At 65.4% G+C, this 25,618-nt stretch carries 29 protein-coding genes and 1 pseudogene; 13 read left to right on the top strand and 17 right to left on the bottom strand.

The genetic code is table 11. From position 1 onward, the window contains the following. Positions 1-13 precede the first annotated feature (13 nt). Complete coding sequence (locus ACIBI6_RS17145) at positions 14-1,033, top strand: dihydrodipicolinate synthase family protein (protein ID WP_364352707.1); 1,020 nt, start codon at positions 14-16, stop codon at positions 1,031-1,033. Positions 1,034-1,097: 64 nt separating this feature from the next. On the opposite strand, the gene ACIBI6_RS17150 is transcribed toward ACIBI6_RS17145, so the two are convergent. From ACIBI6_RS17150 to ACIBI6_RS17160, 3 genes are all read right to left on the bottom strand, one after another. Then, positions 1,098-1,289, bottom strand: a complete 192-nt coding sequence (locus ACIBI6_RS17150; protein ID WP_396956905.1) for a hypothetical protein — start codon at positions 1,287-1,289, stop codon at positions 1,098-1,100. Positions 1,290-1,303: 14 nt separating this feature from the next. Then, positions 1,304-2,614: an MFS transporter gene (locus tag ACIBI6_RS17155; protein WP_364352710.1), complete on the bottom strand. Its 1,311-nt coding sequence runs from the start codon at positions 2,612-2,614 to the stop codon at positions 1,304-1,306. A gap of 166 nt (positions 2,615-2,780) precedes the next feature. After that, positions 2,781-5,702 (bottom strand): AMP-binding protein, encoded by a 2,922-nt coding sequence (locus ACIBI6_RS17160; protein ID WP_396956906.1) that lies wholly within the window; start codon positions 5,700-5,702, stop codon positions 2,781-2,783. A 124-nt stretch (positions 5,703-5,826) separates the two neighbouring features. Between ACIBI6_RS17160 and ACIBI6_RS17165 the strand changes: the two genes are divergently transcribed. After that, on the top strand, positions 5,827-6,489 hold the full coding sequence (locus ACIBI6_RS17165; protein WP_396956908.1) for a GntR family transcriptional regulator: 663 nt from the start codon (positions 5,827-5,829) through the stop codon (positions 6,487-6,489). Between the two features lie 153 nt (positions 6,490-6,642). Here the strand turns inward: ACIBI6_RS17165 and ACIBI6_RS17170 are convergent, their stop codons facing one another. Continuing rightward, positions 6,643-6,939 carry a recombinase family protein gene (locus ACIBI6_RS17170; RefSeq protein ID WP_396956910.1) on the bottom strand — a complete coding sequence of 99 codons (297 nt, stop codon included), beginning with the start codon at positions 6,937-6,939 and terminating at the stop codon, positions 6,643-6,645. Between ACIBI6_RS17170 and ACIBI6_RS17175 the strand changes: the two genes are divergently transcribed. Continuing rightward, complete coding sequence (locus tag ACIBI6_RS17175) at positions 6,917-7,516, top strand: hypothetical protein (RefSeq protein ID WP_396956912.1); 600 nt, start codon at positions 6,917-6,919, stop codon at positions 7,514-7,516. The genes ACIBI6_RS17170 and ACIBI6_RS17175 overlap by 23 nt on opposite strands. After that, positions 7,479-7,928: a tyrosine-type recombinase/integrase gene (locus tag ACIBI6_RS17180; protein WP_364352731.1), complete on the top strand. Its 450-nt coding sequence runs from the start codon at positions 7,479-7,481 to the stop codon at positions 7,926-7,928. The genes ACIBI6_RS17175 and ACIBI6_RS17180 overlap by 38 nt, the downstream gene beginning before the upstream one ends. 319 nt (positions 7,929-8,247) lie before the next feature. Here ACIBI6_RS17180 and ACIBI6_RS17185 read toward each other — a convergent pair whose 3' ends face one another. Beyond that, positions 8,248-8,667: an ester cyclase gene (locus ACIBI6_RS17185; RefSeq protein ID WP_364352734.1), complete on the bottom strand. Its 420-nt coding sequence runs from the start codon at positions 8,665-8,667 to the stop codon at positions 8,248-8,250. Between the two features lie 114 nt (positions 8,668-8,781). On the opposite strand from ACIBI6_RS17185, the gene ACIBI6_RS17190 reads away from it, so the two are divergent. Continuing rightward, positions 8,782-9,315, top strand: coding sequence for a PadR family transcriptional regulator (locus ACIBI6_RS17190; protein ID WP_364352737.1), 534 nt, complete (start codon positions 8,782-8,784; stop codon positions 9,313-9,315). Further along, positions 9,290-10,363, top strand: coding sequence for an NADPH:quinone reductase (locus tag ACIBI6_RS17195; RefSeq protein WP_396956915.1), 1,074 nt, complete (start codon positions 9,290-9,292; stop codon positions 10,361-10,363). The genes ACIBI6_RS17190 and ACIBI6_RS17195 overlap by 26 nt, the downstream gene beginning before the upstream one ends. Positions 10,364-10,742: 379 nt before the next feature. Here ACIBI6_RS17195 and ACIBI6_RS17200 read toward each other — a convergent pair. Then, positions 10,743-11,012, bottom strand: a pseudogene (locus ACIBI6_RS17200) (nitroreductase family deazaflavin-dependent oxidoreductase); the annotation flags it as partial. Between ACIBI6_RS17200 and ACIBI6_RS17205 the strand changes: the two are divergent. From ACIBI6_RS17205 to ACIBI6_RS17215, 3 genes are all read left to right on the top strand, one after another. Continuing rightward, positions 10,956-11,087 carry a hypothetical protein gene (locus tag ACIBI6_RS17205; protein ID WP_396956917.1) on the top strand — a complete coding sequence of 44 codons (132 nt, stop codon included), beginning with the start codon at positions 10,956-10,958 and terminating at the stop codon, positions 11,085-11,087. The pseudogene ACIBI6_RS17200 and the gene ACIBI6_RS17205 overlap by 57 nt on opposite strands. Before the next feature lie 481 nt (positions 11,088-11,568). Then, positions 11,569-12,051, top strand: coding sequence for a TrkA C-terminal domain-containing protein (locus tag ACIBI6_RS17210; RefSeq protein ID WP_364352746.1), 483 nt, complete (start codon positions 11,569-11,571; stop codon positions 12,049-12,051). A 4-nt stretch (positions 12,052-12,055) separates the two neighbouring features. Beyond that, positions 12,056-13,237 (top strand): cation:proton antiporter, encoded by a 1,182-nt coding sequence (locus ACIBI6_RS17215; RefSeq protein WP_396956919.1) that lies wholly within the window; start codon positions 12,056-12,058, stop codon positions 13,235-13,237. 157 nt (positions 13,238-13,394) lie between these two features. Here ACIBI6_RS17215 and ACIBI6_RS17220 read toward each other — a convergent pair whose 3' ends face one another. The 6 genes from ACIBI6_RS17220 to ACIBI6_RS17245 form a co-directional block, all read right to left on the bottom strand. Further along, on the bottom strand, positions 13,395-13,982 hold the full coding sequence (locus tag ACIBI6_RS17220; RefSeq protein WP_396956921.1) for an HPP family protein: 588 nt from the start codon (positions 13,980-13,982) through the stop codon (positions 13,395-13,397). Positions 13,983-13,997: 15 nt separating this feature from the next. Further along, on the bottom strand, positions 13,998-14,528 hold the full coding sequence (locus ACIBI6_RS17225) for a GreA/GreB family elongation factor (RefSeq protein ID WP_396956923.1): 531 nt from the start codon (positions 14,526-14,528) through the stop codon (positions 13,998-14,000). 370 nt (positions 14,529-14,898) lie between these two features. After that, positions 14,899-16,422, bottom strand: a complete 1,524-nt coding sequence (locus tag ACIBI6_RS17230) for a PucR family transcriptional regulator (RefSeq protein WP_396956925.1) — start codon at positions 16,420-16,422, stop codon at positions 14,899-14,901. Between the two features lie 248 nt (positions 16,423-16,670). Beyond that, the gene (locus tag ACIBI6_RS17235) at positions 16,671-17,054 is read right to left on the bottom strand and encodes a DUF488 family protein (protein ID WP_364352761.1); all 384 of its coding nucleotides are present in this window, start codon (positions 17,052-17,054) and stop codon (positions 16,671-16,673) included. A 14-nt stretch (positions 17,055-17,068) separates the two neighbouring features. Then, positions 17,069-18,181 carry a transaldolase gene (gene tal / locus ACIBI6_RS17240; protein ID WP_396956927.1) on the bottom strand — a complete coding sequence of 371 codons (1,113 nt, stop codon included), beginning with the start codon at positions 18,179-18,181 and terminating at the stop codon, positions 17,069-17,071. Then, positions 18,178-18,453: a hypothetical protein gene (locus tag ACIBI6_RS17245; protein WP_396956929.1), complete on the bottom strand. Its 276-nt coding sequence runs from the start codon at positions 18,451-18,453 to the stop codon at positions 18,178-18,180. The genes tal and ACIBI6_RS17245 overlap by 4 nt, the downstream gene beginning before the upstream one ends. Before the next feature lie 381 nt (positions 18,454-18,834). On the opposite strand from ACIBI6_RS17245, the gene ACIBI6_RS17250 reads away from it, so the two are divergent. Both ACIBI6_RS17250 and ACIBI6_RS17255 read left to right on the top strand, forming a co-directional pair. Continuing rightward, positions 18,835-19,920, top strand: a complete 1,086-nt coding sequence (locus tag ACIBI6_RS17250; protein WP_364352978.1) for a sulfite oxidase — start codon at positions 18,835-18,837, stop codon at positions 19,918-19,920. A 97-nt stretch (positions 19,921-20,017) separates the two neighbouring features. After that, positions 20,018-20,215, top strand: coding sequence for a hypothetical protein (locus tag ACIBI6_RS17255; protein ID WP_396957059.1), 198 nt, complete (start codon positions 20,018-20,020; stop codon positions 20,213-20,215). Positions 20,216-20,503: 288 nt separating this feature from the next. On the opposite strand, the gene ACIBI6_RS17260 is transcribed toward ACIBI6_RS17255, so the two are convergent. After that, a complete protein-coding gene (locus ACIBI6_RS17260) occupies positions 20,504-21,019 on the bottom strand; it encodes an HAD domain-containing protein (RefSeq protein WP_396956931.1) in 516 nt (171 codons plus the stop codon). 5 nt (positions 21,020-21,024) lie between these two features. Beyond that, positions 21,025-21,714, bottom strand: a complete 690-nt coding sequence (locus tag ACIBI6_RS17265; RefSeq protein WP_364352776.1) for a hypothetical protein — start codon at positions 21,712-21,714, stop codon at positions 21,025-21,027. Positions 21,715-21,878: 164 nt separating this feature from the next. On the opposite strand from ACIBI6_RS17265, the gene ACIBI6_RS17270 reads away from it, so the two are divergent. Continuing rightward, positions 21,879-22,070, top strand: a complete 192-nt coding sequence (locus ACIBI6_RS17270) for a hydroxyisourate hydrolase (RefSeq protein WP_396956933.1) — start codon at positions 21,879-21,881, stop codon at positions 22,068-22,070. Positions 22,071-22,263: 193 nt separating this feature from the next. Then, positions 22,264-22,542, top strand: a complete 279-nt coding sequence (locus tag ACIBI6_RS17275) for a hypothetical protein (protein WP_396956935.1) — start codon at positions 22,264-22,266, stop codon at positions 22,540-22,542. Positions 22,543-22,663: 121 nt separating this feature from the next. Here ACIBI6_RS17275 and ACIBI6_RS17280 read toward each other — a convergent pair whose 3' ends face one another. The 3 genes from ACIBI6_RS17280 to ACIBI6_RS17290 form a co-directional block, all read right to left on the bottom strand. Continuing rightward, positions 22,664-23,686, bottom strand: coding sequence for an NADP-dependent oxidoreductase (locus ACIBI6_RS17280; protein WP_396956936.1), 1,023 nt, complete (start codon positions 23,684-23,686; stop codon positions 22,664-22,666). 427 nt (positions 23,687-24,113) lie between these two features. Then, complete coding sequence (locus ACIBI6_RS17285; protein ID WP_396956937.1) at positions 24,114-24,734, bottom strand: TetR/AcrR family transcriptional regulator; 621 nt, start codon at positions 24,732-24,734, stop codon at positions 24,114-24,116. Positions 24,735-24,740: 6 nt separating this feature from the next. After that, complete coding sequence (locus tag ACIBI6_RS17290; RefSeq protein WP_396956938.1) at positions 24,741-25,571, bottom strand: class I SAM-dependent methyltransferase; 831 nt, start codon at positions 25,569-25,571, stop codon at positions 24,741-24,743. Positions 25,572-25,618: the final 47 nt, after the last annotated feature.

Raw genomic sequence — 25,618 nt, forward strand, 5'->3', positions numbered from 1 at the left:
CAAGGAGGCCCACATGGCCGAGTACAACCTTTCTGAAGTCCGGGACTGGGCTCGGGAAAAGCTTGTCGGTGCGATCAACTGCACCATTCCGTCGTTCACCAACGACCTACGCGACATCAACGAGAAGGGCATCCGCCACGACATCCGGCTGGCGAAGGAGCACGGCTTCATCGGCAGCCTGGGGATTTCCGAAGTCAGCATCACGCTGCCGGAATACGTGAATTTCCTGCGGATCGCCAAGGATGAGGGCAGTAATGACTTCTACATCGTCCACCACGCGAGCTGGAACGACCTCGAGCAGAACATCGAGGCGGTGAAGCGAGCGGAGGAAGTCGGCGCCGACCTGGTGCTGCTGTCGTACCCACCGAACTTCTATCCCGAGTCCGAGCAGGAGATCTTCGACTACACCAAGGCGGTGGCCGATGCGACGAATCTCGCCATCATTCTGTTCCCGATGGTGTCCTGGGGCTTCAGCAGCCGGATCCACCCATCCGATATCCCCACCCGGCTCATCCGCCGCATGATCGACGAGATTCCCAATGTCGCGGTGATCAAAGCCGAGGGCGGATTCCCGAGCATCCAGAGCGTCATCGAATGCACGCGGCTGTTCGGCAAGGAAGTCGTTATCTCGAACCCGATCGAGGGTGAGCTCATCCCACTCTCGCAGGTCATGCCCATTCAGCTGTCGGCCACCAGCGATCACGAGTTCTTCGGCCCGATGATTCCCCGGGTCATGCAGTTGCTGCGGGACGGCAAGTACGACGAGGCCACCGAGATCTATTGGCAGCTGCACCCGGCCCGCAAAGTCAAGGCCGGCCTGTTCGGCGCAGTGCACGGCGGCTCCGTGCTGAACCGCCAGGCGTGGAAATTCCAGGGGTGGCTCCAGGGCTACAACGGCGGGCCGCTGCGCATGCCCACCATGCGCATCCATGACAACCAGATGGCCGCGCTGCGCAAGGGCCTGATCGATTCCGGCCTGGAGCCGAGCATGGACCCGTTCCGGGACTTCTTCATCGGCCGCAACCCCGCGTAGAAAACGTCCACTGATCAGTGGCGTCGGCCGACCGGAGGGTGGCATTTCCGGTCGGCCGCGCCCTTCAGGCACTAACGGACGAGACGACTCCGAACCGATCAACGGCATGCCGTCTACGTAGTTGCGGATCGCGCAGGACGGCCAGGATGACATGTTCCTCGCGGACCCTGGAGTGTCCGCTGGTACAGGCGAGATCGGTGGCACACGACAGGATGTGGTCGAGCCGCAGGGTTCGGGTCGGTTTCGGCGCTGCCATGGTGGTGCCCCATCTCAGTCGGGCAGTGTTACGCCGCGGGTTTCGGGCGCGGCGCGGACCAGGCCGATGCCCAGCACGAATACCAGCGCGGTTGCGCTCAAAGGGATGGTGAGAGATCCGGTTTCGTGGATGCCATAGCCGATGAGGAACGTGCCGGCGGCGGCGAACCAGCGAGAGAACGTAGTGGTGAAGGCGAATGCGGTGGCGCGCATCCGAGTGGGGTATTGCTCGGGCAGCCAGATGGTGAAGACCGCGAAGTTCGCTCCGCCCAGGCCGAGGATCGGCAGGAACACGAAGATCAGTGGGATCGAGTGGAGCGGGTACGCGACGGCATACGCACCGACAGCGCCGATGATCATCAGAACGTACAGCCCGGCCAGGGTGGCCCGGCGGCCGTACCGATTGGCGATGCCGGGGACGAGGAAGCAGCCGAGAATAGTGAACGCGGCAACAGTCATGGAGGACACGCCGGCAAGGCGGACGGTCGCCTCTTTGGTCCATCCGGCGTGCTGGGCGAGCTCGGTTACGGCGGTGGGTACGTAGGTGGATCCGGCCCACAGGCCGATGACACAGACCACCAGCAGAGACAGGTTGCCGAGGGTGCGTGCCCGATACGGGGGAGTGAGGACCTCGATGACCGGCTGCCAGAACGATCGGCGGGTGTTCTCGGTCGATTCCTGTTGCCAGCGTTCAGGTTCCGGGGTCGTTTTGCGGATAAGGAATACCGCCAGCGCAGGCAGTCCGCCGATGAGGAACATGCCGCGCCAGCCGAGCTCCGGCCCGGCCAGCAGGTACAGCGTCGATACCGCGAGCACGCCGACATAGGCGGCCGAATGCATGGCGCCGCCGAAGCGGGCACGCACGCGTTCGGGGAGCACCTCGGCCAGCAGAGTTCCGGCCATGGCCCATTCGCCGCCGACGCCGATGGCGGCCAGGAAGCGGAAGGCGTTCCATTCCCAGATGTTGGTGGCGAGGCCTGCCAGTGCGGTGAATACGCCGTATATCAGGATGGACAGTGTCATCGCGGGTTTGCGGCCGAAGCGGTCGGCGATCGGGCCCCAGATTGCCGAGCAACCCCAGCCGAGGAGGAACAGGGCGGCGCTGATCTGGCCGTACCAGCCGATGTTGGCGGCGGTGGGCTCGATGCCGGCGCGTGGCAGCAGGGCGGTCATGGTTGGGGCGAGGACGAGTCCGAAGACAGTCCAGTTGAATCCGTCCATGGCCCAGCCGCCGAAAGAGCCCCAGAAGGCGCGACGCTGGGTGGAGGTGAGCCGGACGGGGTCGTCGGCGGTGGTGGTCTGTATGGGATCGTCGTTGATCTGCACTGTATTCTCGATTCGCAGGTGGAACTGGAGATAGCCCTGGGGCGCAGGGACATTCGGTAAGCTGCCGGGTCAGCTCGCGGTGTCGATCCGGACCAGAAACTGGCGCATTGTCTTCTCCTGACCGAGAGGAGAGAGGAGTCGGGCGGCCAGTCCGACTGCCCTCGAATCACGTACCCACGCCGGCGAACAGGTCGGCGTAGCGCTTCCGCAGTTCGGCTTTCTGCACCTTCCCCATGACATTGCGGGGCAGCGACTCTACGACGCGGACCGCACGGGGCTGCTTGAATCGGGCGAGGTCGCCGGCGATGAATTCCAGCAACTCCCCGGCCTGGGGCGCCCGGCCCGGAGCTGGGACGACGACGGCGACCACGGTCTCCCCGAAGTCCGGGTGGGGGACTCCGATCACGGCGGATTCCAGCACGTCGGGGTGGGTGTCGAGCAGCTCCTCGATCTCCTTGGGGTATACGTTGTAGCCCCCGGAGATGACGAGGTCCTTGTCGCGGCCGACGATGCACAAATAGCCGTCCTCGTCGATACGGCCCAGATCGCCGGTGATGAAGAAACCGTCCGCACGAACCTCGGCTGCGGTCTTCTCGGGCATCTGCCAATAACCGGCGAAGACATTGGGGCCGCGGACCTCCACGACGCCGACCTCGCCGTCCGGCAGTGCCTGACCGCTCTCGCGGTCTACTACTCGAATCTCGGTGCCGGGGAACGGTTTTCCGACGGTGCCGGGTTTGCGCGGCCCGCCTTCGTAGGGGTTGGTGGTGTTCATGCCGGTCTCCGTCATGCCATAACGCTCCAGGATGGCGTGGCCGGTACGGGTTTCGAAGGCCTCGTGGTCGCTCGCGAGCAGCGGGGCGGAGCCGGAGACGAACAGCCGCATCGAGGCGCAGGTCTGCGGGGTGAGCCGGTCGTCTTTCAGCAGGCGGGTGTAGAAGGTGGGCACACCCATGAGCACAGTGGCCCGGGGCAGCAGATCGATGATCGCCTCGGAGTCGAACTTGGGTAGGTAGTACATGCTGGCACCCGCCGCCAGAGTCATGTTCGCCGCGACGAACAGCCCATGGACGTGGAAGATCGGCAGGGCATGGATCAGCCGGTCCTCGGCGGTGTACTGCCAGGTCTCCAGTAGCGCACGGCAATTGGAGGCGAGGTTGCCGTGGGTGAGCACCGCACCCTTGGAACGACCTGTAGTGCCGGAGGTATAGAGGATGGCCGCCGGGTCTTCGGCTGTGGCGTCGTAGACCTCTTCGTAGCGGTCGTCGCCCTCGAGGAGGGTGCCGTCGCCGGAGACGCCGAGGGTCTCGACAATGAGCCCTTCTCCGTCGCGGTGGGCGTGGTCGGTTCGGCGATCCGGGGAGCAGACGAGCACGCGCGGCTGTGCATCGCCGAGGAAATAATCCATCTCCGCCCCGGTGTAGGCGGTGTTCAGTGGCAGGAAGACGGCTCCGATCCGCAGGGTGGCGAGGTACAGCGCGATGGCCTCCGGAGATTTGTCCACCTGCATTGCGACCCGGTCGCCGGGGGTGACGCCGTCGGCGACGAGTCGGGCGGCAATCCGTCGCGCAGTCTCCGCGGTCTCGCGGTAGGTGATGCACCGGTTGTCGGGCAGTTCGAACAGTGTCTTGTCCGGCCGCCGCCGCGCCTGCTCGGCGAAGGATCGGTAGATGGTCGGGAAGGGCGACATCGGGGATGTTCCTCTCACGTCGTCTGTGGTGATGGTGGTATCTCGAAGCTGGGACGCTGCCGGAGAATCGGTGAACATGTCCCGCAGTGGCCCGTCGAGTGCCACGGTGCGGCGGCGAACGAAGTCCTCGTGCTGGCGCTCCAGCTTCGCCGGTTCATAGCGGTAGTTGATCATCGCGCCGTAGGACTGCCGCCAGGCCTCCGATGAGGTGTTTGCCGGCCAGTTCAGCCGCCAGGCCGTGGCTCCATTGCCCAAGTGGAATCGCGCCACCGGGTCGAGAGGTCGTCCGTCGTTATCCCGCTCGCCGGCGATGTAGTGGGCCAGCGCGTGGCAGAGCCGGGAATGGATCTGCTCGATGTCCGCCGCACCCAGATCCGCCGGCGCTGCCATGTCCGCCAACTCCCGGACGATCAGCCGCAGATCCTTATCCTGTTCGGCCTGCCTGTCGAGCCAGCGCCGGAATCCGGGGATGGGGGAGAGCGTGACGAATTGCGTCAGATGTGGCAATTGCTCCCCGATCTGCTCGATGACCTGCTTGATGAGGAAACTGCCGAAAGAGACTCCAGCCAATCCGTCCAGGGCATTGTTGATCGAGTACAGCGCCGCCGTATCCGCTGCCCAGGGGTTCAGCTCCGGGCCGGGCTCCAGCAATGGGGTGATGGTGTCCGGTATGCCGCGCACCAGGGCGACCTCGACGAATATCAGTGGCACGTCTGCGGTCGCTGGATGGAAGAAGGCGTAGACGCGGCGATCCTGGGGCTCGAGACGGCGGCGGAGTTCGGCCGCGCTCGCCATCGGGTGGACCTTCTCGTAGTGCAGGAGATGCTGGTGCAGCTCCTGCGGTGAATCCCAGGTGAGTTGCTCCATACGGAGGAAGCCGCGATTGAACCAGGAGGTGAGCAGATGGTGGAAGTCGTGGTCGAGGGGCCGCAACTCCGGGTGACGGTGCAACAGCCGCCGCAGGTCCGCGCGCATCTCGACCAGGGCCAGGGTGGCGTCGGGGGCGTGGTTCATCCGGCGGAGCAATTGCTGGCGGGCCGGTTCGACTACGTCGAAGAGCCGGACCAGCTCCTCCTCGCTCCGGGATCCGGCGTTGCGTGCGTCATCCCACCGCCGGAAGGCGGCCCGGACCTGATCGCCGTCGACGTCGTAGGTCGTGGTGATGTGGGTGAAGAAGCCGAGTTTGTCGTTATCGCCCAGCTCGGCGTAGGCGGCGAGGGCCCGAGTCGCGACCGCGCGCATCGAGGCCTCGCCCATATCGCTCATCAGCACCTCGCAGGCGGCGAGCAGCTGGTCCAGCGGGGATACCAGCGAATGTCTGTCCGCCGGATCGCTGTCGTGCTGTCGCCCGAGAGCTCGGAACAGGTCGGTCAGCAGCCAGCCGTCTTGTTGCCCCATCGCGATTTCCTTCCCACGGCCTCGGTATGCATTAGAGGCCGTGATGTATACAACAGGGACGATAGAGTATAAATGTGAGGCGCGCCACCCCTGGCGGTCGAGTAATCTGCTCTCGGAGGTGTACATGGCTCGAGTCCCGGAATCCCAGCGGGTACGCGACGCGCTCGAGGACGCCGTCGTCCACGGCCGTTACCGACCCGGCGAACGCCTGGATGCCCTACAGCTCGAGCAGCAGTTCGGATGCTCGCGCACGCCGATCCGAGAAGCCCTGCTGGCCCTGGAGCGCTCCGGACTGGTGCAGATCCGCCCCAAACAGGGCACCTACGTCACCGAGCTCAGCATCTCCGAGCTGGCCGAACGCTTCGAGGTCATGGCCGAACTCGAAGGGATGGCGGCACGGCTCTGCGCACGCCGCATCGAACGGGCGGAGCTGGATGAACTCGAACGCGCGCTGAAGGAGTGCGAAAACCACGCGACGACCGGCGATGCCGACGGCTACTACTACGCCAACGCCCGGTTCCACGGCGTCGTCTACGACTCCTGCGGCAACGAGTATCTGCGGCAGCAGGCCCTTACTCTCAAACGAGCCCTACAGCCGTACCGGCGGCTACAGCTGCGAGTACCGGACCGCATGCGTAGATCCTTGACCGAACACCGTGAGATCGCCGACGCCATCGCTTCCGGAGACTCCGAAGCCGCGGAGAACGCCGCCCGTGAACACGTGCTCGTGCAGGTCAAAGAGTTCAGCCAACTGGTGCGGACTTGGCGGCAGCTGACCGGGCGCTGACCGAGGCCGAATCAAGAAGTGCTTCAACAAGATTCGACTCGAAGGCGGGTTGGCTTCGGTCGCTGTCGTGGCAGCTAGGTGTCCCAGTAGTAATCATGCGGAAAACAACGACAATGGCTTGACCAGCGGTGATGGGGTGCCGGTAAGAACGTGTCACCTGGTACGTGGCGCGGTGGGGCCCGTTCTAGGCGCGAGGGGGGCTGTACCGCTGATGATGCGATGAATTGTGGAGCGGCCGACGCTGTATTCCTCGGCGAGGTCGGCCAGGCTCGCGTCGTCGTCAGGGTCGTGGTAGCGGCGGTGGATCGTTTTCCGCGCTGCCAAAGGCAGTTTCGGCTGTTTGCCTTTGAGTCGGCCCTTCGCGCGGGCCTTGGCCATGCCTTCGCGGGTGCGCAGATGGTTCAGGTTCGCTTCGAATTCGGCGACCATGGCAAGGGTTTGCAGGAACAACCTGAAAATCGTCACCGCCCTGCAAGCCCGCACCGAGGCCGCGACCCGGTACACGCTGATCGCCCGCCACGGCGAAGAGCAGACGTCGGCACTGTGGAACTACCAGAACTCGATCAGCCTGTTCTGCGCCTACCTGATCGATCCCGCCTATCAATGGGCTGGCGAGTGCGAGCAGCGCTTCGGCACACATCCGATTCAGGTTGTCCACGAATGGAATACCGCCGTGCACGTCCAGGAGGCCGAGGCCGATGCCGGGAAGCGAGCGTTCACCCGAGACGAGTTGCAGGCGTTCTTCGACCATGCCGACGCCCAGATCGACGAGGTCCGCGGCCGCGGCCGCAAGGGCTGGCTTCCGGCGTTCCGGGACGCGGTGCTGTTCAAGACCGCCTACGCATTCGGGTTGCGCCGCAACGAAACTCGCATGCTCGACGCGGTCGACTTTCGGGCGCAACCCCGAGGGCGCGGAGTTCGGCGACTACGGCGTCGTCTATGTCCGCCACGGCAAGGCCAAGAAGGGCTCCCCGCCGAAACGACGCAGCGTGTTGACGGTCTGGCCCTGGTCGGCCGAGATCCTTGAGCAGTGGAAGGAGGAGGTCTGGCCACTGCTGACCACTGCAGCCCAGGGCGCATGCTGGCCATCCGAACGCAGCGCCCGGATCGGGTTCACTCGGATGAACACCCGCTTAGCCGCCTATCGTGACGCGGTCGGGCTGGACCCGGCGCTCGATTTCCACTCGCTGCGTCGCTCCTATGTCACCCATCTGATCGAGGACAACTGGGACCCGCGGTTCGTCCAGGAACAGGTCGGCCACGAGCACGCGTCCACGACTTCGCTCTACACGGTCTCCGCCCTGCGGCAGCTCGTCCTGCAAGTACCCGCACCTGTCATCGCCGACGCCCTCGGCATCCACTACACGACCGCCCACCGCCACCGAGACCACGTCGGCGGCACCTGGAACCGCTACGCACCAGGCGACCACATTCGCTGATCGTTACCGACCCAATGGCTGTGCTAGTGAGATCGGACGTCGATCATCGGCCAACTGTGACGTCGCGCAGCACAGTCGGGATCCGTTGGTATCGACTAAAATTGACGTCGCCAGTTGGCATGTCCTGATCGTTCGGCGCGGCTGTCGAACGCACTCTTCTGCCGATGATCGTGCCCTCTCCGGGCGGTGTCGCTGCATCGATTTTTGATGGCACGTGCATATCAAATACGTGATGCGTTCGTACGCAGGGGTTGCGGATCTGTCGCAGGTGAAGCGGTACCGCCTGACACCGAGTAAGCCCTCCGCTCTTGAAGCTTCCTCACGGCGCTGGTACGGCGCCGATCTGTTGCATGACCCCGAGCAGATCGGGCAGGCCCCGCTCTTTGACGATCCGGCCGTTGGCGAGGTAGTAGAAGTTCATGGCCTGGACCGCGATCTTGTTGCCCGTGGCAGGGACCCCTAAGAACTCGCCTTCATGGGTTCCGCGCATGGTGAACCGCGCGGCCACTGTGCTTCCCTCGGTGACGCTCTCGTCCAGCGTCCACCGCACATCAGGAAACGCGCCGCGCATCATCGCGATGATCTCCAGATAGCCCGCAGGGCCGCGCAGGGGTTCGGCGTGACTGGGTGCATGAAACACCGCGTCGGGAGCGATGACCTCCCGGGCAAGATCCTCATCGGCTGTGTTGATGAACTCGACGAAGCGATGCATCACTGATTCAACAGATTTCGACGACATTTAGACTTCTCTCTCCCCGCCTGCGATGTGGTGTTCGAAACGAAGCCGGCAGGACCATCGCCACGATAACATCGATTCGATGTACACATCGAATCGATGTGCGACACTGGAGGAGTGTTGGAACTCTCCCTCCTCGGATTCCTGGCCGCCGGCCCCCTTCTGGGACACGAGCTGCGCCGTCGCATTACGCAGCTCACCGGATACAGTCGGCCGGTCAGCGACGGCACCCTCTACCCGGCGGTCAACCGCCTGGTCAAGGCGGGACTGATCGAGCGGCGACCCGCGCCGGAAGCAGGGGCCGGCCGGTATGTGCTGAATCTGACCGACGCGGGCCACGAGGACATGCTTCGGCGCCTGCGCGAGCCGGCCGCGCATGAGCTCACCGACTTCTCCCGCTGGTTCACGATCCTGGCGTTCCTGTCCCTGTTGCCCGATGTCGCCGACCAGCACGCGGTACTCCGACGTCGGCTGGCCTTCTTGGAGGAATCGGCGAGCTTCTTCTACGACGGTGACAGGCCGCTGCGCGCCGAGGATGTCAGTGACCCCTACCGGCGCGGCATGCTGCTCACCGCCCGCGCCACCAGCCAAGCTGAACGCATCTGGATCCGCGAGGTCCTCGGCGATGGCAATCCCCAGCCAGACCCTTAGGGCCAACCCACACGATCTCCTCGCCGCTGAGCGGATCGGCGAGCTGCAGACAACGAAAGGCACCACCATGCTTGCTTCCTGGTACGACGAACAGGGCCCCGCCGCTGAGGTACTGCAGGTCGGTGAGGTGCCCGACCCCGCTCCCGGCCCCGGGGAGGTCCGCGTCCGCGTCGCCGTCTCAGGTGTCAACCCCGGCGACACCAAGAAGCGCGCTGGCTGGACAGGGTCAGGTATGCCCTACCCGCGGGTGATCCCGCACAGTGACGCCGCCGGCGTTGTCGACGCGGTCGGCGACGGCGTCGAGGCGCGCCGTACCGGGCAGCGTGTGTGGATCTACGGCGCCCAGTCCTACCGGCCCTTCGGTACCGCCGCCCAGTACGCCGTCGTACCCGCGGACCTGGCTGTCCTGCTGCCCGACCATGTCTGCGACGATCTGGGCGCAAGCCTGGGCATCCCCGGCATCACCGCGCACCGCACCGTGTTCGCAGACGGCCCGGTCGACGGGAAGGTCGTTCTGGTCAACGGTGTCCTCGGTGGGGTCGGGTCGCTGGCCGCTCAACTCGCCGCCTGGGGCGGGGCCACCGTCATCGGCACCGTCCGCCGCGCCACCGAATTGGACCGGGTCGATCCGTCGGTCGTCCCCCACGCCGTCGCCCTCGACGCTGACGATCCCGCCGCCGAGATCCGCGCCCACGCCCCCGGGAGAGTGGACCGGATCATCGAGGTGTCCCTGTCTGACAACGCCGACCTGGACAACGCCGTCGCTGCGAACGGTGCAACCATCGCCGCGTACGCAACTCGCGCCGACCGCACTGAAATCCCCTTCTGGACCTTGCTGTTCAACAACGTCACCCTGCGCCTGATGGGCAGCGACGACTTCCCCACCGCCGCCAAGCGACTGGCCGCCCGCGACCTGACCTCTGCGGCCGCCGTCGGCGCTCTCACCGTCGATGTCGGCGACCGCTACCCGCTCACCGACATCGCCAAAGCCCACGACCGCGTAGATGCTGGCAGCCGCGGCCGCGTCCTCCTCACGATCCCACGCTGACAGGGGAGCACCCCGAACGGCGAAATTCCGGAGGAATGCACCGACACCAGTCTCTAACTAGCCGCATAGTGCGCGGTTCGAAACGGCCACCGACGACTGTCAAGTCCGATCGTGACGTTGCCCGCCGACACCGCCGTCGAGATTCTCCGATGAACGACGTCACGGTTCACCGATGTAGCCAGACCCAACGAGTCCGAATTCCGCCTACTTGAATACCGGGCCCCGCCAGTCCGGAACCCCGAGTACCTGGACTACGCGTTGGGCTTTGCGGCGCAGCCGTCGGAGTCGTTGCGCTCCGCAGCGTGGTGTCTTGCCGGCCGGGGTGGTGAGCTGCCCAGGGAACCGTGATCGCCAACGCGGTTGATCATCCGCCTCGTGATCAGGACGCGGCGGTCAATACATTCAGCCGAACCATCGGCAGCGTGGCGACCGGCCTGCCGGTTGCATGTTCGATGGTCTCGCGCAGCTTGTCCCAAGCGCCGGGATGGTGGTCGACGTAACGCTCGAGCGCGGTCGCTGACTCGTCGTCGGTCATCGGAGTCGCGATCGCGGCGATGTTGCGCCGCAGGCCGGTGGAGAGCCGGACTTGTGGATGAGCCTGAATATTGCGGTACCACTGGGCTTTCGTGCCGAACCCGGAGACGATGACGAACTCGTCCGGCGCGGGCCGGTCGACGACCTCGAGTACGACGAATCGGCGTTCGCCGGATGTGTTGCAGCATGAGCATCCGCGTGCCGAACAGGAACCCGAGCCCGGCTCGGTAGAGCCAGATGGGTGCGCGCGCCAGCCATCGGGTCTGCAGGGCGCGGGCGCCCACCTTGGCGACGAGGTTTGGTGAGGTCATTTCCGTTCCTCCCGTAGGTTGCAGCAGCCAGGCGCACCGGGCTCGTTCCCGTACCACGCGGGCGACGTCGATCCGTTCGACGAGCCGGCGGCGGGTCATTGGTGCTCGAACACGATGGATCGCCGCCCAGTGCGGTGCCCATGCCGATCAAGCCGTAAGCGCGGCATTGCCCCGAGTATCACCCCGCCTTGTGGAAGCCCTGAACGCATTCACCGCGGACGACGGGGTTCGGCGGGAACTTCCGCGACTCATAGCTGAAAGGCGATAGACCGAACTGACAAACCTGTCGTACATTCGGCCCCACACAGGACCGGACAAACCGGACACACTTCTGTCCTAGTGGAAGCTAGGGTGGTTCGGGTGAACGTTGAGGTGACTCCCTTGCCGGGTATCGGTATACGCAAAGATTTTCCGCTCAGAGGGGGGCGCCGCCGGATAGGAATCATCGACCACAAAGACGGCTCGATCGATCTGATCGTGAGCAAGGCCGACAACTCCGAAGCAACCGAACAGATTCCGCTTGCCGCCGAGGAAGCCGCGGCACTGGCGAACCTCCTGGGGGCCCCGCAGTTGGTGGCGCAGTTGCGGGAGGAGCATCGGGAATTCGATGGAGTGACTACCCGGCAGTTGCCGGTCCGCAAAGGTTCCCCCTACGACGGGCGTCGCCTCGGTGATACCGAGATGCGGACGCGCACAAAGGCATCCATCGTGGCGGTGATGCGGGCTGGGAACCCGTTACCTTCGCCCGGCCCCGATTTCGTTTTCACTGCGGCGGACCTGCTGGTTATTGTCGGTACCGCGGAGGGGCTAGACGCCGCCGCCAGAATTCTGACCGACGGCTGATCCGATGGTGGCACACGAAACCGCGCTCGCGTTGATTCAGCTGGGCGCGGTAATTTTCGGTTTGGGTCTGCTGGGCCGCGTCGCCGCACGGATCGGTTTGTCACCGATTCCCCTGTATCTGGTCGGGGGGCTGGTGTTCGGCTCCGGTGGGCTGGTCGAGCTGCGGCAAATCGATGAGTTCATCCACCTGGGTAGCGAGATCGGCGTAGTACTGCTGTTGCTGCTACTCGGCCTCGAATACAGTGCCGCCGAACTGGTCACCGGCATGCGAAGATCCTGGGCCGCCGGTGTTCTCGACATCGTGCTCAACGCCACCCCTGGTGTGATGGTCGCCCTGATGCTCGGATGGGGTATCACCGGCGCGATCGCCATGGCCGGTGTCACCTACATCTCCTCCTCCGGCATCGTCGCGAAAGTTCTCAACGATCTCGGTCGCCTCGGTAACCGGGAAACCCCGACGATCCTGTCGATCCTGGTGTTCGAAGACTTGGTGATGGCCGGATATCTGCCAGTGCTGACCGCGGTCCTGGCCGGACTCGGATTCCTCGCCGGACTCGAGACCCTGGGTATCGCACTGGCAGCGGTCATGATCGTACTCATCGTCGCATTGCGGTACGGCAGATACGTGTCGATGCTGGTCGACAGCGAGGACCGCGAGATCTTCCTGCTGCAACTCCTCGGCTCCGCGCTACTGGTGGCCGGTGTCGCCTCCGCGGTGCAGGTGTCCGCGGCGGTGGGTGCGTTCTTGCTCGGAATCGCGATCTCGGGCTCGACCGCCCACAACGCCACCAAACTCCTCGAACCACTGCGGGACCTATTCGCGGCGTTGTTCTTCGTGCTCTTCGGGTTGAGTACCGATCCTGCCAGTATCCCTCCGGTGCTGGGCTGGGCGTGTGTGCTGGCGGTGGTCACGGTGGCGACGAAGATCGCGACCGGATGGTGGGCGGCCAAGCAGGCCGGGGTAGCCAGGTACGGGCGGGCACGCGCGGGAACCGCGCTGGTCGCCCACGGTGAGTTCTCGATCGTGATCGCCGGTCTCGCTGTCACCGCTGGCGCGCTACCAGCCGAGTTCGCAGCGATGGCGACCACGTATGTGTTGTTGATGGCGGTGCTCGGTCCGATCGCAGCGCGAGTGGTGGAGCCGATCATGGTGTGGGCCGACCGGCGAAAGGTGCCGACAACCTGATCCTGTGCGGCTGGTGTGGTGGTGAGGGTTCGATGAGCCCGGCGCGGATGGCGTAGTGCCACAATCTGTCCACGTTCGGTGCCGCAGGCCCGAATCCACCGATGTGGCGTCACGTCGTTTGCGTCGAAGGTTGGATTCGGACTGTTGCGGTTGCGGGTTAGTGCACGGCTGCGGCCGCGGCGGTCGGTGTGGTCGCGATGATCGCGGTGCGGATGCCGGGCACCGTGCGGGTGAGGGCGACGGTGATTCGCCGTTCGGATTCGTCGGCGAACCGGCCGGAGATGGTGGCGTCGCCTTCATCGACGGTGACGTGCCAGCGCCGTGCGCCGGTGTATTGATCGAGGAGGTTTTGTGCACCGGCGGTGAGTGCGTCGTCGGGGGTGAGCATGATTCGCAACGCGTCGCCACGGCTGAACATGCCGATCACGCGGCCCTCGGCATCAACGACTGGCACACTGCGCAGTCCGTGCGTTACCAGCCTGCTCATGACCTCGGCCAGTGCCGCGTTATCGGGGACCGAGATCGCTGGTGTGGTCATCACCGCACTGACCGGGTCGTTGAGTTCGCCGGCCCGCAAGAGGTCACCGCTGGTGACTACCCCGATGAGGCGATCGTCCTGGTCGAGAACGGGCAACGCAGCGTAGCCCAGTTCGGCGAGCATCAGCGCCGCCTCGCGTGCCGTGTTGTTGTGCCGCACGGCGATGATCGGTCGTTGCATGACCTCGCGTACCCGCATGTTCTTCATTCCGTTCAACTCCGTTCAGCTAGTTACCGGTTGGGCACGACAGGGCAGATCCTTCGCTGGACTGTTCTCGTGTTTTCCGGGGGCTGGGTTCGTCAGTCCGTAGGGGACCGCGTGTAGCAGCGTCACCGCCATGATCGCGCCACTGGGTGTGTGGTAGATACGGCGTTCGCCTGGTCGCGCTCCGGTGATGGCGCTGCCCAGTGGCGATTGCGTGGAGTAGACCTCCATCTCGCTGTCTTCGGCTTCACGTTCCGCGAGCAGGGACGTCTCGACCTGTTCGGTGTCGTCGTAGCGGACAGTCAAGACCATGCCGGGCTCGGCGATTCCGTCGTCGGGTGGGTTCTGGCCGATGAGGGCGTTGCCGAGCAGGTGTTGGATCCTGCGGATGCGTGCCTGGCGTGCGGAATGCAGAGCCTGGTTGCGTGCGTAGTCGCCACTGTCCCCATCGGGTAATTCGATGTGGCGTTGCGCGAGCAGTTCCCGCAATTCGGTCTGCAGCTGATCATGGGCTCGAGATGTCATCCAGACACCTGCCGTGCTGGTCATGTGTTTGTGCTTCCTTCCTATGAGGCTGGGTTGGAGACTGTCGTCAGGGGCGGGCCAAGGCGGCGGCGCCGCCCCTGACAACGCGCAGGCCGTGATGTCGGGCCGGGTCTGAGTCGCTGGGACCCGCGTCGATCGCGGGTGCTCGTGCCGAATCGGATTGGATTCGTGCGGCGCGTCAGGTCTGTGGCTGGCTGTGTCTTCAGCGGCGCGGGCGGGCTATGGTCGGTTGTCGGGTCGATCGATGCTCACCATGTCGCTCCTGCTACCTGCGGCGTTCTTGTCAACTCCATGATGGCGTGGTTGTCGAGGCGATCAGTTGCGCTGATCCGACAATCGAGGGGTCGAGATTTGTGGCGATGGCACAGCACGGTCAGTCGTTGTCGGTGACGGCGAGTTCGATCATCATGGCGAGTCGTTTGCGGGGGTCGTCCAAGCCGAGGTTGGTCACCTCTGCCATCTTGCGCAGACGGTTACGGACAGTGTTCTCGTGCACGCCGAGCTGCGCGCCCGCCTGGGCGGGGTCGCCTTGGGCATGCAACCAGGCGCGCAGCGTTGCCACGTACTCGGTGGAGTTTGCGCGGTCGTGGCGGCGCAACTGCGACACCGGCCCCCGTGCGGGGATACGTTCAGAAAGCCCCGCGGCGCGCAACCGTTGCAGCAGGATCTCGTCCCACGACTCGTCATAGGCGGGGGGCACCGCATCCGCTGAGCGGGCCTCGTGCAGCGCCAGACATTCGTCGGCCTCTCGGCGTGCCAACGCCAATTCCGTGGCCCGGGCGACACCACTGATGCCGGCCAGAACCGTTATCTGCGCAGGCAGCGCCGCCTGTAGCTCGCTTATCCAGCGTCGTGCGGTCGCCGCCTGATCGGCGGGCAGCACGGTGTAGATGGTGTCACCGACCAAGGCGCTGCGGCTCGAACGGGACCAGCCGAATCCGGTTGTCGCTCGCTCGAAAACCTGGAGCAGCGCGGCGTGCTGCTCGTCGGCGATTCGTGCGCGCAGCGCGATCGCCCGTAAAGTCTCCGGCGCCAACCCCAGCCTGCTGGCCACCGTCGCCGCGTCCGCGGCGCCCTCCAGCAAACTGATCACCAGTTCGGATTCCACCTGACGTTCCAGGTCCGCGCTGGCCCGCGACCGCAACAGATGCAGGGCCACCGTGTGCGCGCCGTCGGCCAAGGCGATCCGTCGAGCCCCGTGCAACGGTGCCGGGCACGACACCCATACCGAGCCCAGCAATTGCCGGCCCACGCGCACGGCCACGACCATCCGCCCCGTCACACTATGTTCTTCCTGCGCGGGAACGAACAACGGTTCCTCCGAGGCCGCCAAATGTGCGAAGACACCACGCGCGTCGAACAAGTCCCGCAACCACTGCGGCATTTCCCGGCTCAGGATCGTCTCGACCCGTGCGGGGTCGAGGTGCTGCTGCGGCCTCGAATACGCCAGCACCCGAGACCGGCGGTCCTCGATCGTCACCGCACCCCCGACCGCGTCGGCCAGACTGTCGGCCAAGGCGAACAAATCGGTCGGGCCGCGACCGGCCGCGGTCTCGCGGCCTTCCAGCACCATTCCATAGACCACCGCAGCCACCTCGCTCCAGGTCACCGCAGGATCGACCACCATCACCGCCACCCCCTCGATCTCCGGCTCGTCCGCGGTCTGCTCACCCCCACGGACGAGCGCGACAACAGCCCGCGCCGACACCGCCCAGTCCACCACCTCCGACACTGAGCGTGCCCCGATCCCCAGCAGCACATCACCCACTTCCGTGGGGTCCTGATCGGCCCCGTGGATCACCACACTCCGCAATTGGGTGGACCGTGGAACCGAACACAACCGCAAACGGATCCCATAGCCACCCAGTACGTTCGCCAACCGGTCCAACGTCACCATGAGCCGCTCCTGTGTCGAACCAAAGGTGCAGTGCAATCAGGCGGCCGACAGAAGTTCGCGGACAACGAATTCGGATTTCGTCGAACGCTCCATCGGGATGAACACCAGCGTCGGCGACCCGCGTCGCATCGACGAGAGGAGATTCCCAGTGCCGCGCCCTATGCGACATAGTCTCTACCTGTAGACGTCGGCGATGCGTATGGCGTGGCTGCGTTTCCGCAGCCCAACCTGGGGCGCGTCGTAGCCTGTCACTTTCTGGGGGATCTGCCCGGTCGTGCGACGATATCGGCAAGTACGGCTGCTTCGCTGATGTCGGTGTTCTTGGTGCCGGTGAGCAAGGTGAGTTTGTTCTGGCCTGCCAGTTCGCGCAGGTGGGCGAGCGCTTCGACGCGCTCGGGTTCGGTCAGTTCGTCGCGGTAGCGGCGGGCGAATTCGTCGAAGAGTTTCGGGTCGTGGCCGTACCATCTGCGCAGTTCGGTGGATGGGGCGATCTGTTTGCACCATTCGTCGAGGTGGGCCCTGGTTTTGCTGACGCCGCGGGGCCAGAGCCGGTCTACCAGGACACGGGTGCCGTCATGCGGGGTCGGGTCGTCATAGATTCTGCGGATTTGCACATCGTGTCGAGTCGACATCATCGATCCCCGGGTTATCGCTGCTCGAGTTGGCGGGTTTTGGTGTGTAGTGCGGTCAGCACATCGGCGAAGGAGGCGTGGAAACTGGCGACTCCTTTGGTTTCGAGGGCGCGACCGACATCGTCCATGTCGACTCCGAGGGCGGCAAGCTCACGCATGACCCCGGCGGCTGCCTGAGGTGCGCCTTCGGTGTCAACGCTGCGGGTGAGCGTGCCGTGGTCCTGGAAGGCCGCGATGGTGGTTTCGGTCAGTGTGTTGATGGTGTCGGGGGCGATGAGACGGTCGACGTATTTCGTGTCGGGGTAGGCGGGATTCTTGGTGGACGTCGAGGCCCACAGCGGCTTCTGCGGATGCGCGCCGTGAGCGGCAAGGTAGTCCCATCGTGGGCCGCTGAAGCTGTCGCGGAAGATCTGGTAGGCGAGTTGGGCTTGCGCGATCGCCGCTCGCCCCCGCAGCGCGAGCGCGTCGGTGGTGCCGACGTGTTCGAGACGGTGGTCGACTTCGGTGTCGACGCGGCTGACGAAGAACGACGCGACGCTGTGGACGGTGGCAGGGTCACCGCCGTGTGCGGTGAACGTCTCCAGACCTTGCAGGAAGGCCTCGATCACCTGCTGGTAGCGGGCCAGGGAAAAGATCAGGGTGATGTTGATACCGACGCCTTCGGCGATCATCGCCGTTATCGCCGGTATTCCTGCGGCCGTGGCCGGGATTTTCACGAACACGTTCGGGCGGGCGACCCGCTGGTGCAGCATGCGCGCCGCAGCGATTGTTGCGTCGGTGTCATCAGCCAGTTCCGGTGCGACCTCGACAGAGACGTATCCGTCGGTACCGCTGGAGTCGTCGTAGGTCGGTCGCAGGACGGTCGCCGCATCGAGGACGTCATCGACGACCAACTCCCAATAGGCGTCTTCGACGGTGGAGCCCGCGGCGATGAGGGCGGCGAACTGGTCGTCGTATGCGTCGGAGGCTTCGATGGCGCGAGCGAAGATCGTCGGGTTGGCCGTCACGCCACGGATCCCATCGGCCACCATTGCCGCGAGAACACCGTCACGCAGGTAGGGACGGGTGAGGTTGTCCAGCCACGGGCTTTGACCGTGTTCGGTGTAGAGCCGAGCCAATCTGTTCATCGCTGCTGCTCCTGCCCGGAAGACACGTGGAGTCCGCAAGGGGGGCGAGCGGGGGGATCGCCGTACTGCAACCCGGGACGGCCGAGTTCCGCACGCAGCAACAACGCCATCAACCCGCTGCCGAAGAAAAACGAAAACGACGTGAATAGAGACATGATCCCCAACTGCTTGGGATCGGTCGTCGTGACGAACTCGACGATGTAGGAGCTCTCGAGGCCGACCCTGCGCGGATACGGCCTCGCGACCAGACCATTAGCCTCGACGGGCGTCATAAGCCCTCCAGCGGTTGTTCATCTCACCGATTGCGCCTGCGGAGTCTCAGCGGGGACAGCACCGCGGCCGGGCCGCGCGCCCGCTGCCGAGCACCGGTCACCGGTCACCGGTCACCGGTCACCGCGGCCGGGCCCTTGCCACATATCGAACGGTACGCGCCCGACCGACCAAACTTTTACGATTTGCGTTGGGCGAGCACATCATGGGTTCAGGCGGTATCGGCAGGCCCAGGATGGCAGCGGGCGCTCGATGTGAGGAAGGCGCCGACACCCTGGGTGGGATCCTGGCGATTCTGCGGGCTGCCGACCCCAGCAGATCCCCTTCAACCGGCGATAGGATTGAAGTCGCAGTCCGCGACTACTCGTTGGCGGGGCGGTGAGATGTGGGGTAAGCGCAAGGACATGATTGTGCGGGGACGGCTGCCGTTCAACGCCGAGCCGCCGCCATCGGTGCTGGCGAGCAGCGAAATCACCGCGGTGGACGCGTTCTATGCGCGCAATCACGGTCCATTCCCCGACATCCCCACCGAGCAGTGGCGGTTGGGCGTCGATGGCCGGGTGGACAATCCGCTCACCGTGACCTACGACCAACTGACGACCGGTTTTGAGCAACACAGCGTGGTAGCGACGCTGGCGTGTGCCGGCAACCGGCGCGCTGAACTGCTGGCGGTGCGCCCGATCCCCGGCAAGGAGCCATGGGAGCACGGCGCGATCTCGACCGCCGAGTGGGTCGGGCCCAGGCTGGCCGATGTGCTGCAGGCGGCCGGGGTGGACCACGATGACCGTCTGCACGTCGCATTCGCTGCGCCCGACGTGGCCCAAGAGGCCCGGCCGGTCCAGTCCTACGGCAGCTCCATCCCGCTGTCCAAGGCGCTCCGCGAGGAGGTGTTGTTGGCCTGGCAGATGAATTCTCAGCCACTTCCGCGCGCTCACGGTGGCCCGGTGCGTGTGGTGGTGCCTGGCTACATCGGGGCTCGCAGCGTCAAATGGGTCACCGCCCTCACCGTGCAATCCATGCCATCACAGAACTATTTTCAGGCCTTCGACTACCGTATTCTTCCGCCCGAGGCCGACCCAGAGGCGGTCGCACCGGGCGAGGGCATCTCGCTATCGTCGCTGGCGCTCAACTGCGACATCCTCGTGCCCACCGAGGGCGATCAGATTCCGCGTGGCTCCCGTACCGTTCGTGGATGGGCAATCGCCGGCGACGGCCACGGCATCGAACGGGTCGACGTCTCCGTCGACGACGGCCGCAGCTGGCGGCAGGCCGACCTGCACCCCGCACCCAGCCGGTGGGCGTGGCGGCCGTGGTCACTGACCGTCGACATGCGACCCGGGCCACTCAACATCACCGCTCGCGCCTGGGACGATGCCGGAGCCACACAACCCGAATGCCCAGCATCCATATGGAATCCCCGCGGATACGGCAACAACGCCTGGGCCCACATCAAACTGACGATCCTGTAAGTGAGCGTCTGACAACTGTGTTAGATGCGGGCGAAGCGGCGTGACATGACGGCGATCATGGCGATGCAGATCATGGCTTTGTGGTGGCCGGGGCGGGATTCGTAGTCGCGCTTGCGAACGATGCGGCTCCACCCACAAGGTCGAGGTCTACCACTCGAGAGCATTGAAGGACCTCAACCCGAAAAGCCGGAAATCACAACCGGATTGGGTCAAGCAGATGGCGGCTCGTCGCGGCAAGACCCGCCTCGTCTGCCGCGCCTGCCACGCCGCATGCCCAACTGGCAGGCCACGATGAGCACTGGAGAGCAAGCCGCCACGGAAATCGGGCACGGCTGGTTCGGAGGGGGCCGTCGGAAAAGGGCCAGAACCACTGGCACCCCCGCCGTGCGGCCGACCCATCGGCCTGGATCAGCAAACACCGCCGCTGCGTCCCTAGCGATTGCGATTCGGCACCGGCGACTATTTCGCCGCGCAGCGGGTCGCGACCTTCTAGCCGGAGGTCACCATCGCTGACGAACGGCACTGTCACGGACCGCTGCCGCTGTCACCGTTCTCGTATTCGCCGTACGGGGGGAGCTGAGCGTCACGGCTGCTGATTCCGGACCGTTCGCAGCCAGTCCCCGATCGCGACGAGATCTGCGTCATCGAGACCGCGGACGGCATCGACGAGGTGGAGCAGAGCATGCCCGGGATGGTTCGCGCTCACCCAGTGCCGGTCGGCATCGGTGATCTCGTCATCGATCCAGGCGAATGGGCGTCCGGCCGCCCAGTCCACCAGATTTCGTGTCTTCCAGTGCAAGCCGATCCGCCGGTCTTCTCGATATTGACGTTCGTCGGTGGACCGCGACCACGCGACCCGCGGCAGCGGCGGTAGTCCGATCCGCGTCGCGATCTCCGTATTCGCCTCCTCTTCCCACGCAGTCGCCCAGACGAGCACACACGGCAGCGCCGAAAGCGCAAGCCCGGCCGCGCGTTTCAGCCCCGCGAAGTGCCACTCCGGATCCGGAATCGGGGGTCGCGGGCGTGGATCCCCGCCGATCGGCAGCAGCGGTCCGTCGATATCCAGGAAAAGTAGGGGGAGGGCCGTGCGGTCGCTCACCCGCATCACCTGCCGTCGAGCGAGCCGATCAGTATCCAACCGGCGACGCCGATGCACAAGGCGCCTAACGCGATCTCTATGCCGAGACCGACCCCGGGCCGCAGGCCGTAGGCCAAGGCATCCGTCGTCATGCCTACCGGCACGAAGCCGATGAACATCCAGGCGAACGTACGGAAGGCGAGCATGAACAACCCGTCCCACCAGCCGAACAACAGTCCCCACAGCAGAACACCGAGGCCGAAAAAGGCCAGGAACAGCCAGTAGCCGAGCGTCTTACCGGACTTCGGCAGGAACCACTCGCTCCCGTCCGTCACCTCCACGCCGACGACCTCCCCGCGCCAGAGTCGCAGTGTGGCCGGTTGTCCCTCCCGTGCCTTACCGTAGAAGCTCGACGACACCTCGCAGGTCTGCCGGGACCCGTCGGTCCGCTGCCAGGTGACCTCGTAGTGGGTGGTCGTGGTCGTGCTCATGTGGCCGTTGGAGTCGGTCTCCGTCGTCGTCGTGGTGTAGGTGCGCCGCTCCGCAATGGAACCCCGCTCGCTGGCCAAACAGTCGCCCGCACTCGCCCCGCACCCCACGGCCGCCCGGAACTCCCGGGTCTGCCGGTATGGGCCAGCGGCGGAGGCGAGCGCTATGACAAGCACACCCAGACCGAGCGCGACGACGATCCACTGCGGAAGAGAACGCCCACACAAGGATCCTCCGTACGGCAGTCGACGGAGCCTCACAACCCACCCCCACACGATCCCGCGCAACGTCGCGACCATGTCCGCCCCTGCTCGGTTCGGCCACTGTTCATCGGCGCACCTCCAGTGAAAGTCATTGGCATCGACCTCCTTACAGGAAACAACCACCACGCATGCCGAAAGGTTGGGCCGCCCGTTGCGAGCCATCCGCCCCGCGCAGCCCAGCCGTCGAGCGGGTCGCGACCTTCTACCCTGAGGTCACCATTGCCTTCACCGTCGCCGACGAACGGCACTGTCACGTGCCGTTGCTGTTGTCGCCAGCGGAGCCCCTGTCCAAGCCCAATTCACGCCCACGAATACGGTGACGCGCAAGCCCATGCCCATTCCCATGCCGACACCCACGGTGACACTTCCAGGGACCGTCGTCACGATCGCCGCACCGCCCTGGCCGCCCACGAAGTCTCACGGCCAACCGGAAAAGCGGTCGACGTGTCAGAAATATTCATGCGGCGACGTTCACGTTCCGTCACCACAGTCACCGATGCCCGCAGGGAACACATGGATACAGCTGTCCTGGTTGCGCGCGGCGGTGACCCGTCGCGGGGGCCGTGGCCGGCGTCGACGGTGGAGCGGTTCGAGCCGATCGCGGCGAAGCGTGCCGAGGAGTGGCCGGTGTGGGGGCATCGCAAGATCGCGGCGTTGATGCGCGCCGACGGCTATGAAGTTGTCCACGTCGATAGTGGAGAGGGCGCTGCGGCGTCGCGGGCTGCTGCCGCCGCGGGGATATCGCGCCGACCGCAAGTCGTGGGCCATGTTGCGGCGCAAGGTGTTCCATGACCCGCCCACGGACCGGAACCGGGTGTGGCAGACCGACTTTGCCATGGGCGGATGTTCGGCCGTCAGGCACGCCCAGCTCGTCCGTCGCGATCGCTGATGGCCGACTGTCGCGATGGTGGCATCACGGTTGCACGATCTGGACCAACTGCTTGCCGAGGTTGCCGCCCTCGAAGACCGCGCGCAACGCGCTCGGTGCGGATTCCAGTCCGCTGCTTACGGTTTCGGCGATCGTAATGTTTCCCTGGTCGTGCCAGTCGCGCAAGGCTGTGAAGGCTTCTGGGAATCGGTCCACATAGTCGAGGAAGATGAAGCCTTCCATGCGTGCTCGATCGAGGGCCAGGCGCATGTAGTTCCGTGGGCCGTGTGAAGGGTCGGAGCCTTGATAGCCGGACGAGATGGCTCCGGCCAGCACGACACGAGCGTGGCGTGCGAGGTGCGCCAGACCACATTCGAGGATGTGACCACCGACACCGTCGAAGAAGACGTCGATGCCGTTCGGGGCCAAGCGGGTCAAACAGGCGTCGACGTCGTCGTGCTTGTAATCGATGGCGGCGTGCAAGCCCGCACAATCGGTGATCCACGAGCATTTGCGCGGGCCGCCCGCGATCCCGATAACCGTGCACCCTAACGCTTTCGCGATCTGGCCCGCGATGGATCCGGTCACGCCGGCTGCGGCCGATACCAGCACCGTCTGACCCGGCTCAGGGCGACCGACGTCCGTCAGGCCGAAGTACGCGGTCAGGCCAGGTGCTCCGAACAGGCTCAGCATGAGCGTGGGCGGCACACCGTCGGGAATCACGTTCAGCCCGAACAATCCGCTTTCGGACGCCCTAGCGTAGTCCTGCCACCCCACCATTCCCGCAACCCAGCTTCCGACCGGATAGCGCGGATCATTCGAGCGGACCACCTCGCCGACACCGCTACCACGCATCACCGCGCCGACCGGTACGGCGTCGATGTAATTGTCGGCCTCGTTGAGCCAGCCACGCTGGGTGGGATCAATACCCAGGGAGTGCACCCTGACCAGGGCTTCCCCCGGCCCCGGAACCGGCACAGGCCCCGTTCGCAGCTCGAAATCCTCGTCACGCAAAGCGCCCTCCGGCCGCCGCCGTACGACCCACTGCCGATTCACCACATCCGCCACCGGGCGATGCTAGTTCACTGTCCACATCGCCTTCGAACCATTTATCGCCCCGGTCAACTCATACGAAACTCGGCACTACCGGACATCCTGCGGCGCAGTCGATCTCACCGTGACGACCGCTCAACCAACGGCAATACAGGACGTTCCCTTCGAGGACAGGAGACCGCCGTCTCCCGTAGGGAACGGAGTGACAGTACGTTGGTGGCGCCGAACAGCCCAGGACGCAGGTCGCCCGCATCCAATTCGTTCATACTCGCACTGTCAGCAGCTCCGAATCGGTTGATGAATTGGCCGAAACCCTCCGTTCCGCTGCACGCGTGCGGATCTGGAATTGGCCACCGCACCCTCGAAGCCCGTTGTCGGATGTCTCGAGTCTGCCGACCCAGGTCGGTCAGCCTCCGGAATGCCGTGGTTTGCGCACGGACGGTCAGAACGATTCCATTCCGATGCCGGTCAGCAGTGTGGTGATCACCGACGCCGCCGAAACCGGGGACGTTTGGCGGGCACCGCCGGGAAGGAGCGCTGCCAGCACCTCGTCGTGGCAGATCCCGACCAGGATGGTGACGGTGGCGTCGAGATCCGCGTCGGGGGCCAGGCGCCCGAGATCGCGTTCGGCGTGCAGGTAGTCGGCCAGTACGTCGCGCCAATCGCGTTCGCGGCCTTGGGCCGCACCGAATTTCGCCAGAATCGCGGGCTGGGCGAGCAGGCCGACCATGACCGGGAGGATGGCGCGGTGCAGGGCCAGCCCCTGCTGCAGGTAGGCGGTCAGGTTGTCGGCCACCGAGGTGGTACCCGGCGCGGGCAGCGGCGGCAGTCCGCGATGCACGGCGTCGACGTGGGCGCGCAGCGCGGCCGCCAGCAGTTCCTCCTTGTCGGCGAAGTGGTTGTAGAGCACACCGTCGGCGACCCCGGCGGCCCGCGCGATCGCACGCACGGTCAGGCCCGCGCCGCCCTGCTCGGCGAGCAACCGCTCGGCCGTCGCGATCAGATGCTCGCGCAGGTCGGAATCGTCGCGATCGCGCAGGACCGCCGCCTTTCTCGGTGACATACGACCCTACGGTAGCGGCGTCACCGCGGTGACCAGCCAGGCGGTGGCATTCAGATGCACACCGGCGGGACGGGCGAATGGTTCCAGCGCACCGGCGATCGCGGTCCGTACCCGGTCGTCGGTAGCGAAGTCGTGCCTGCCTCGGTGATACCGTACCGGGCCCCAGTCCATGATGAACTCGGCGGCGTCGGCGATGTCGCGGCCCCAGATGCTGTCGGCGACGATGTGCTGCGCCCGGACCGCGGTGAAACCCGCGGCGGAGAGCAACTCCCGCACCGCGTCGGGATCGGCGAATCCGCTGAAGCCGTGCCCGATCTCGAAGCCCGGCAGGTGCACCGCTGCCGCCCCGAACACGACCCCGATGTCCGAGTCGGCCAGCGGCGGCATGGACACGAACGCGAGCCGACCACCGGGCCGCAACGCGCGGGCGATGTTGGCGAAGGCCGCTACCGGGTCGGCGAAGAACATGATGCCGAACCGGCTGAGCGCCACGTCGAATGCCGCGTCCGGGAACGGATGGACCTGCGCGTCGCCCTGCGCGAAGGACACGGTGCCGACCCCCTCGGCGAGAGCGCGTTCCCGCGCCCGGGCCAGCATCGGCCCCGACAGGTCGATCCCGGTCACCGCGGCCGCGCGCCCCGCCGCCAGCCGCGTCAATTGTCCGTTACCGCAGCCGATCTCGAGCACTCGGTCTCCCGCGCCCACCTCGGCCGCGGCCAGTAGCGGCTCGTTGAATCCGCTGTTGACCGCGTCGTATCGGTCGTAGTTCGCGGCCCAGTGATCACCCTCGTATCCGTTCCAGGCCTCGGACTGGGCGGTGTTGACGATATCGGTCATTGCATCGATCTCCTCACATACATCATGAACACACATTCATGAACTTA

Source organism: Nocardia sp. NPDC050412 (genome assembly GCF_044458825.1).
Classification (GTDB): Bacteria; Actinomycetota; Actinomycetes; order Mycobacteriales; family Mycobacteriaceae; genus Nocardia.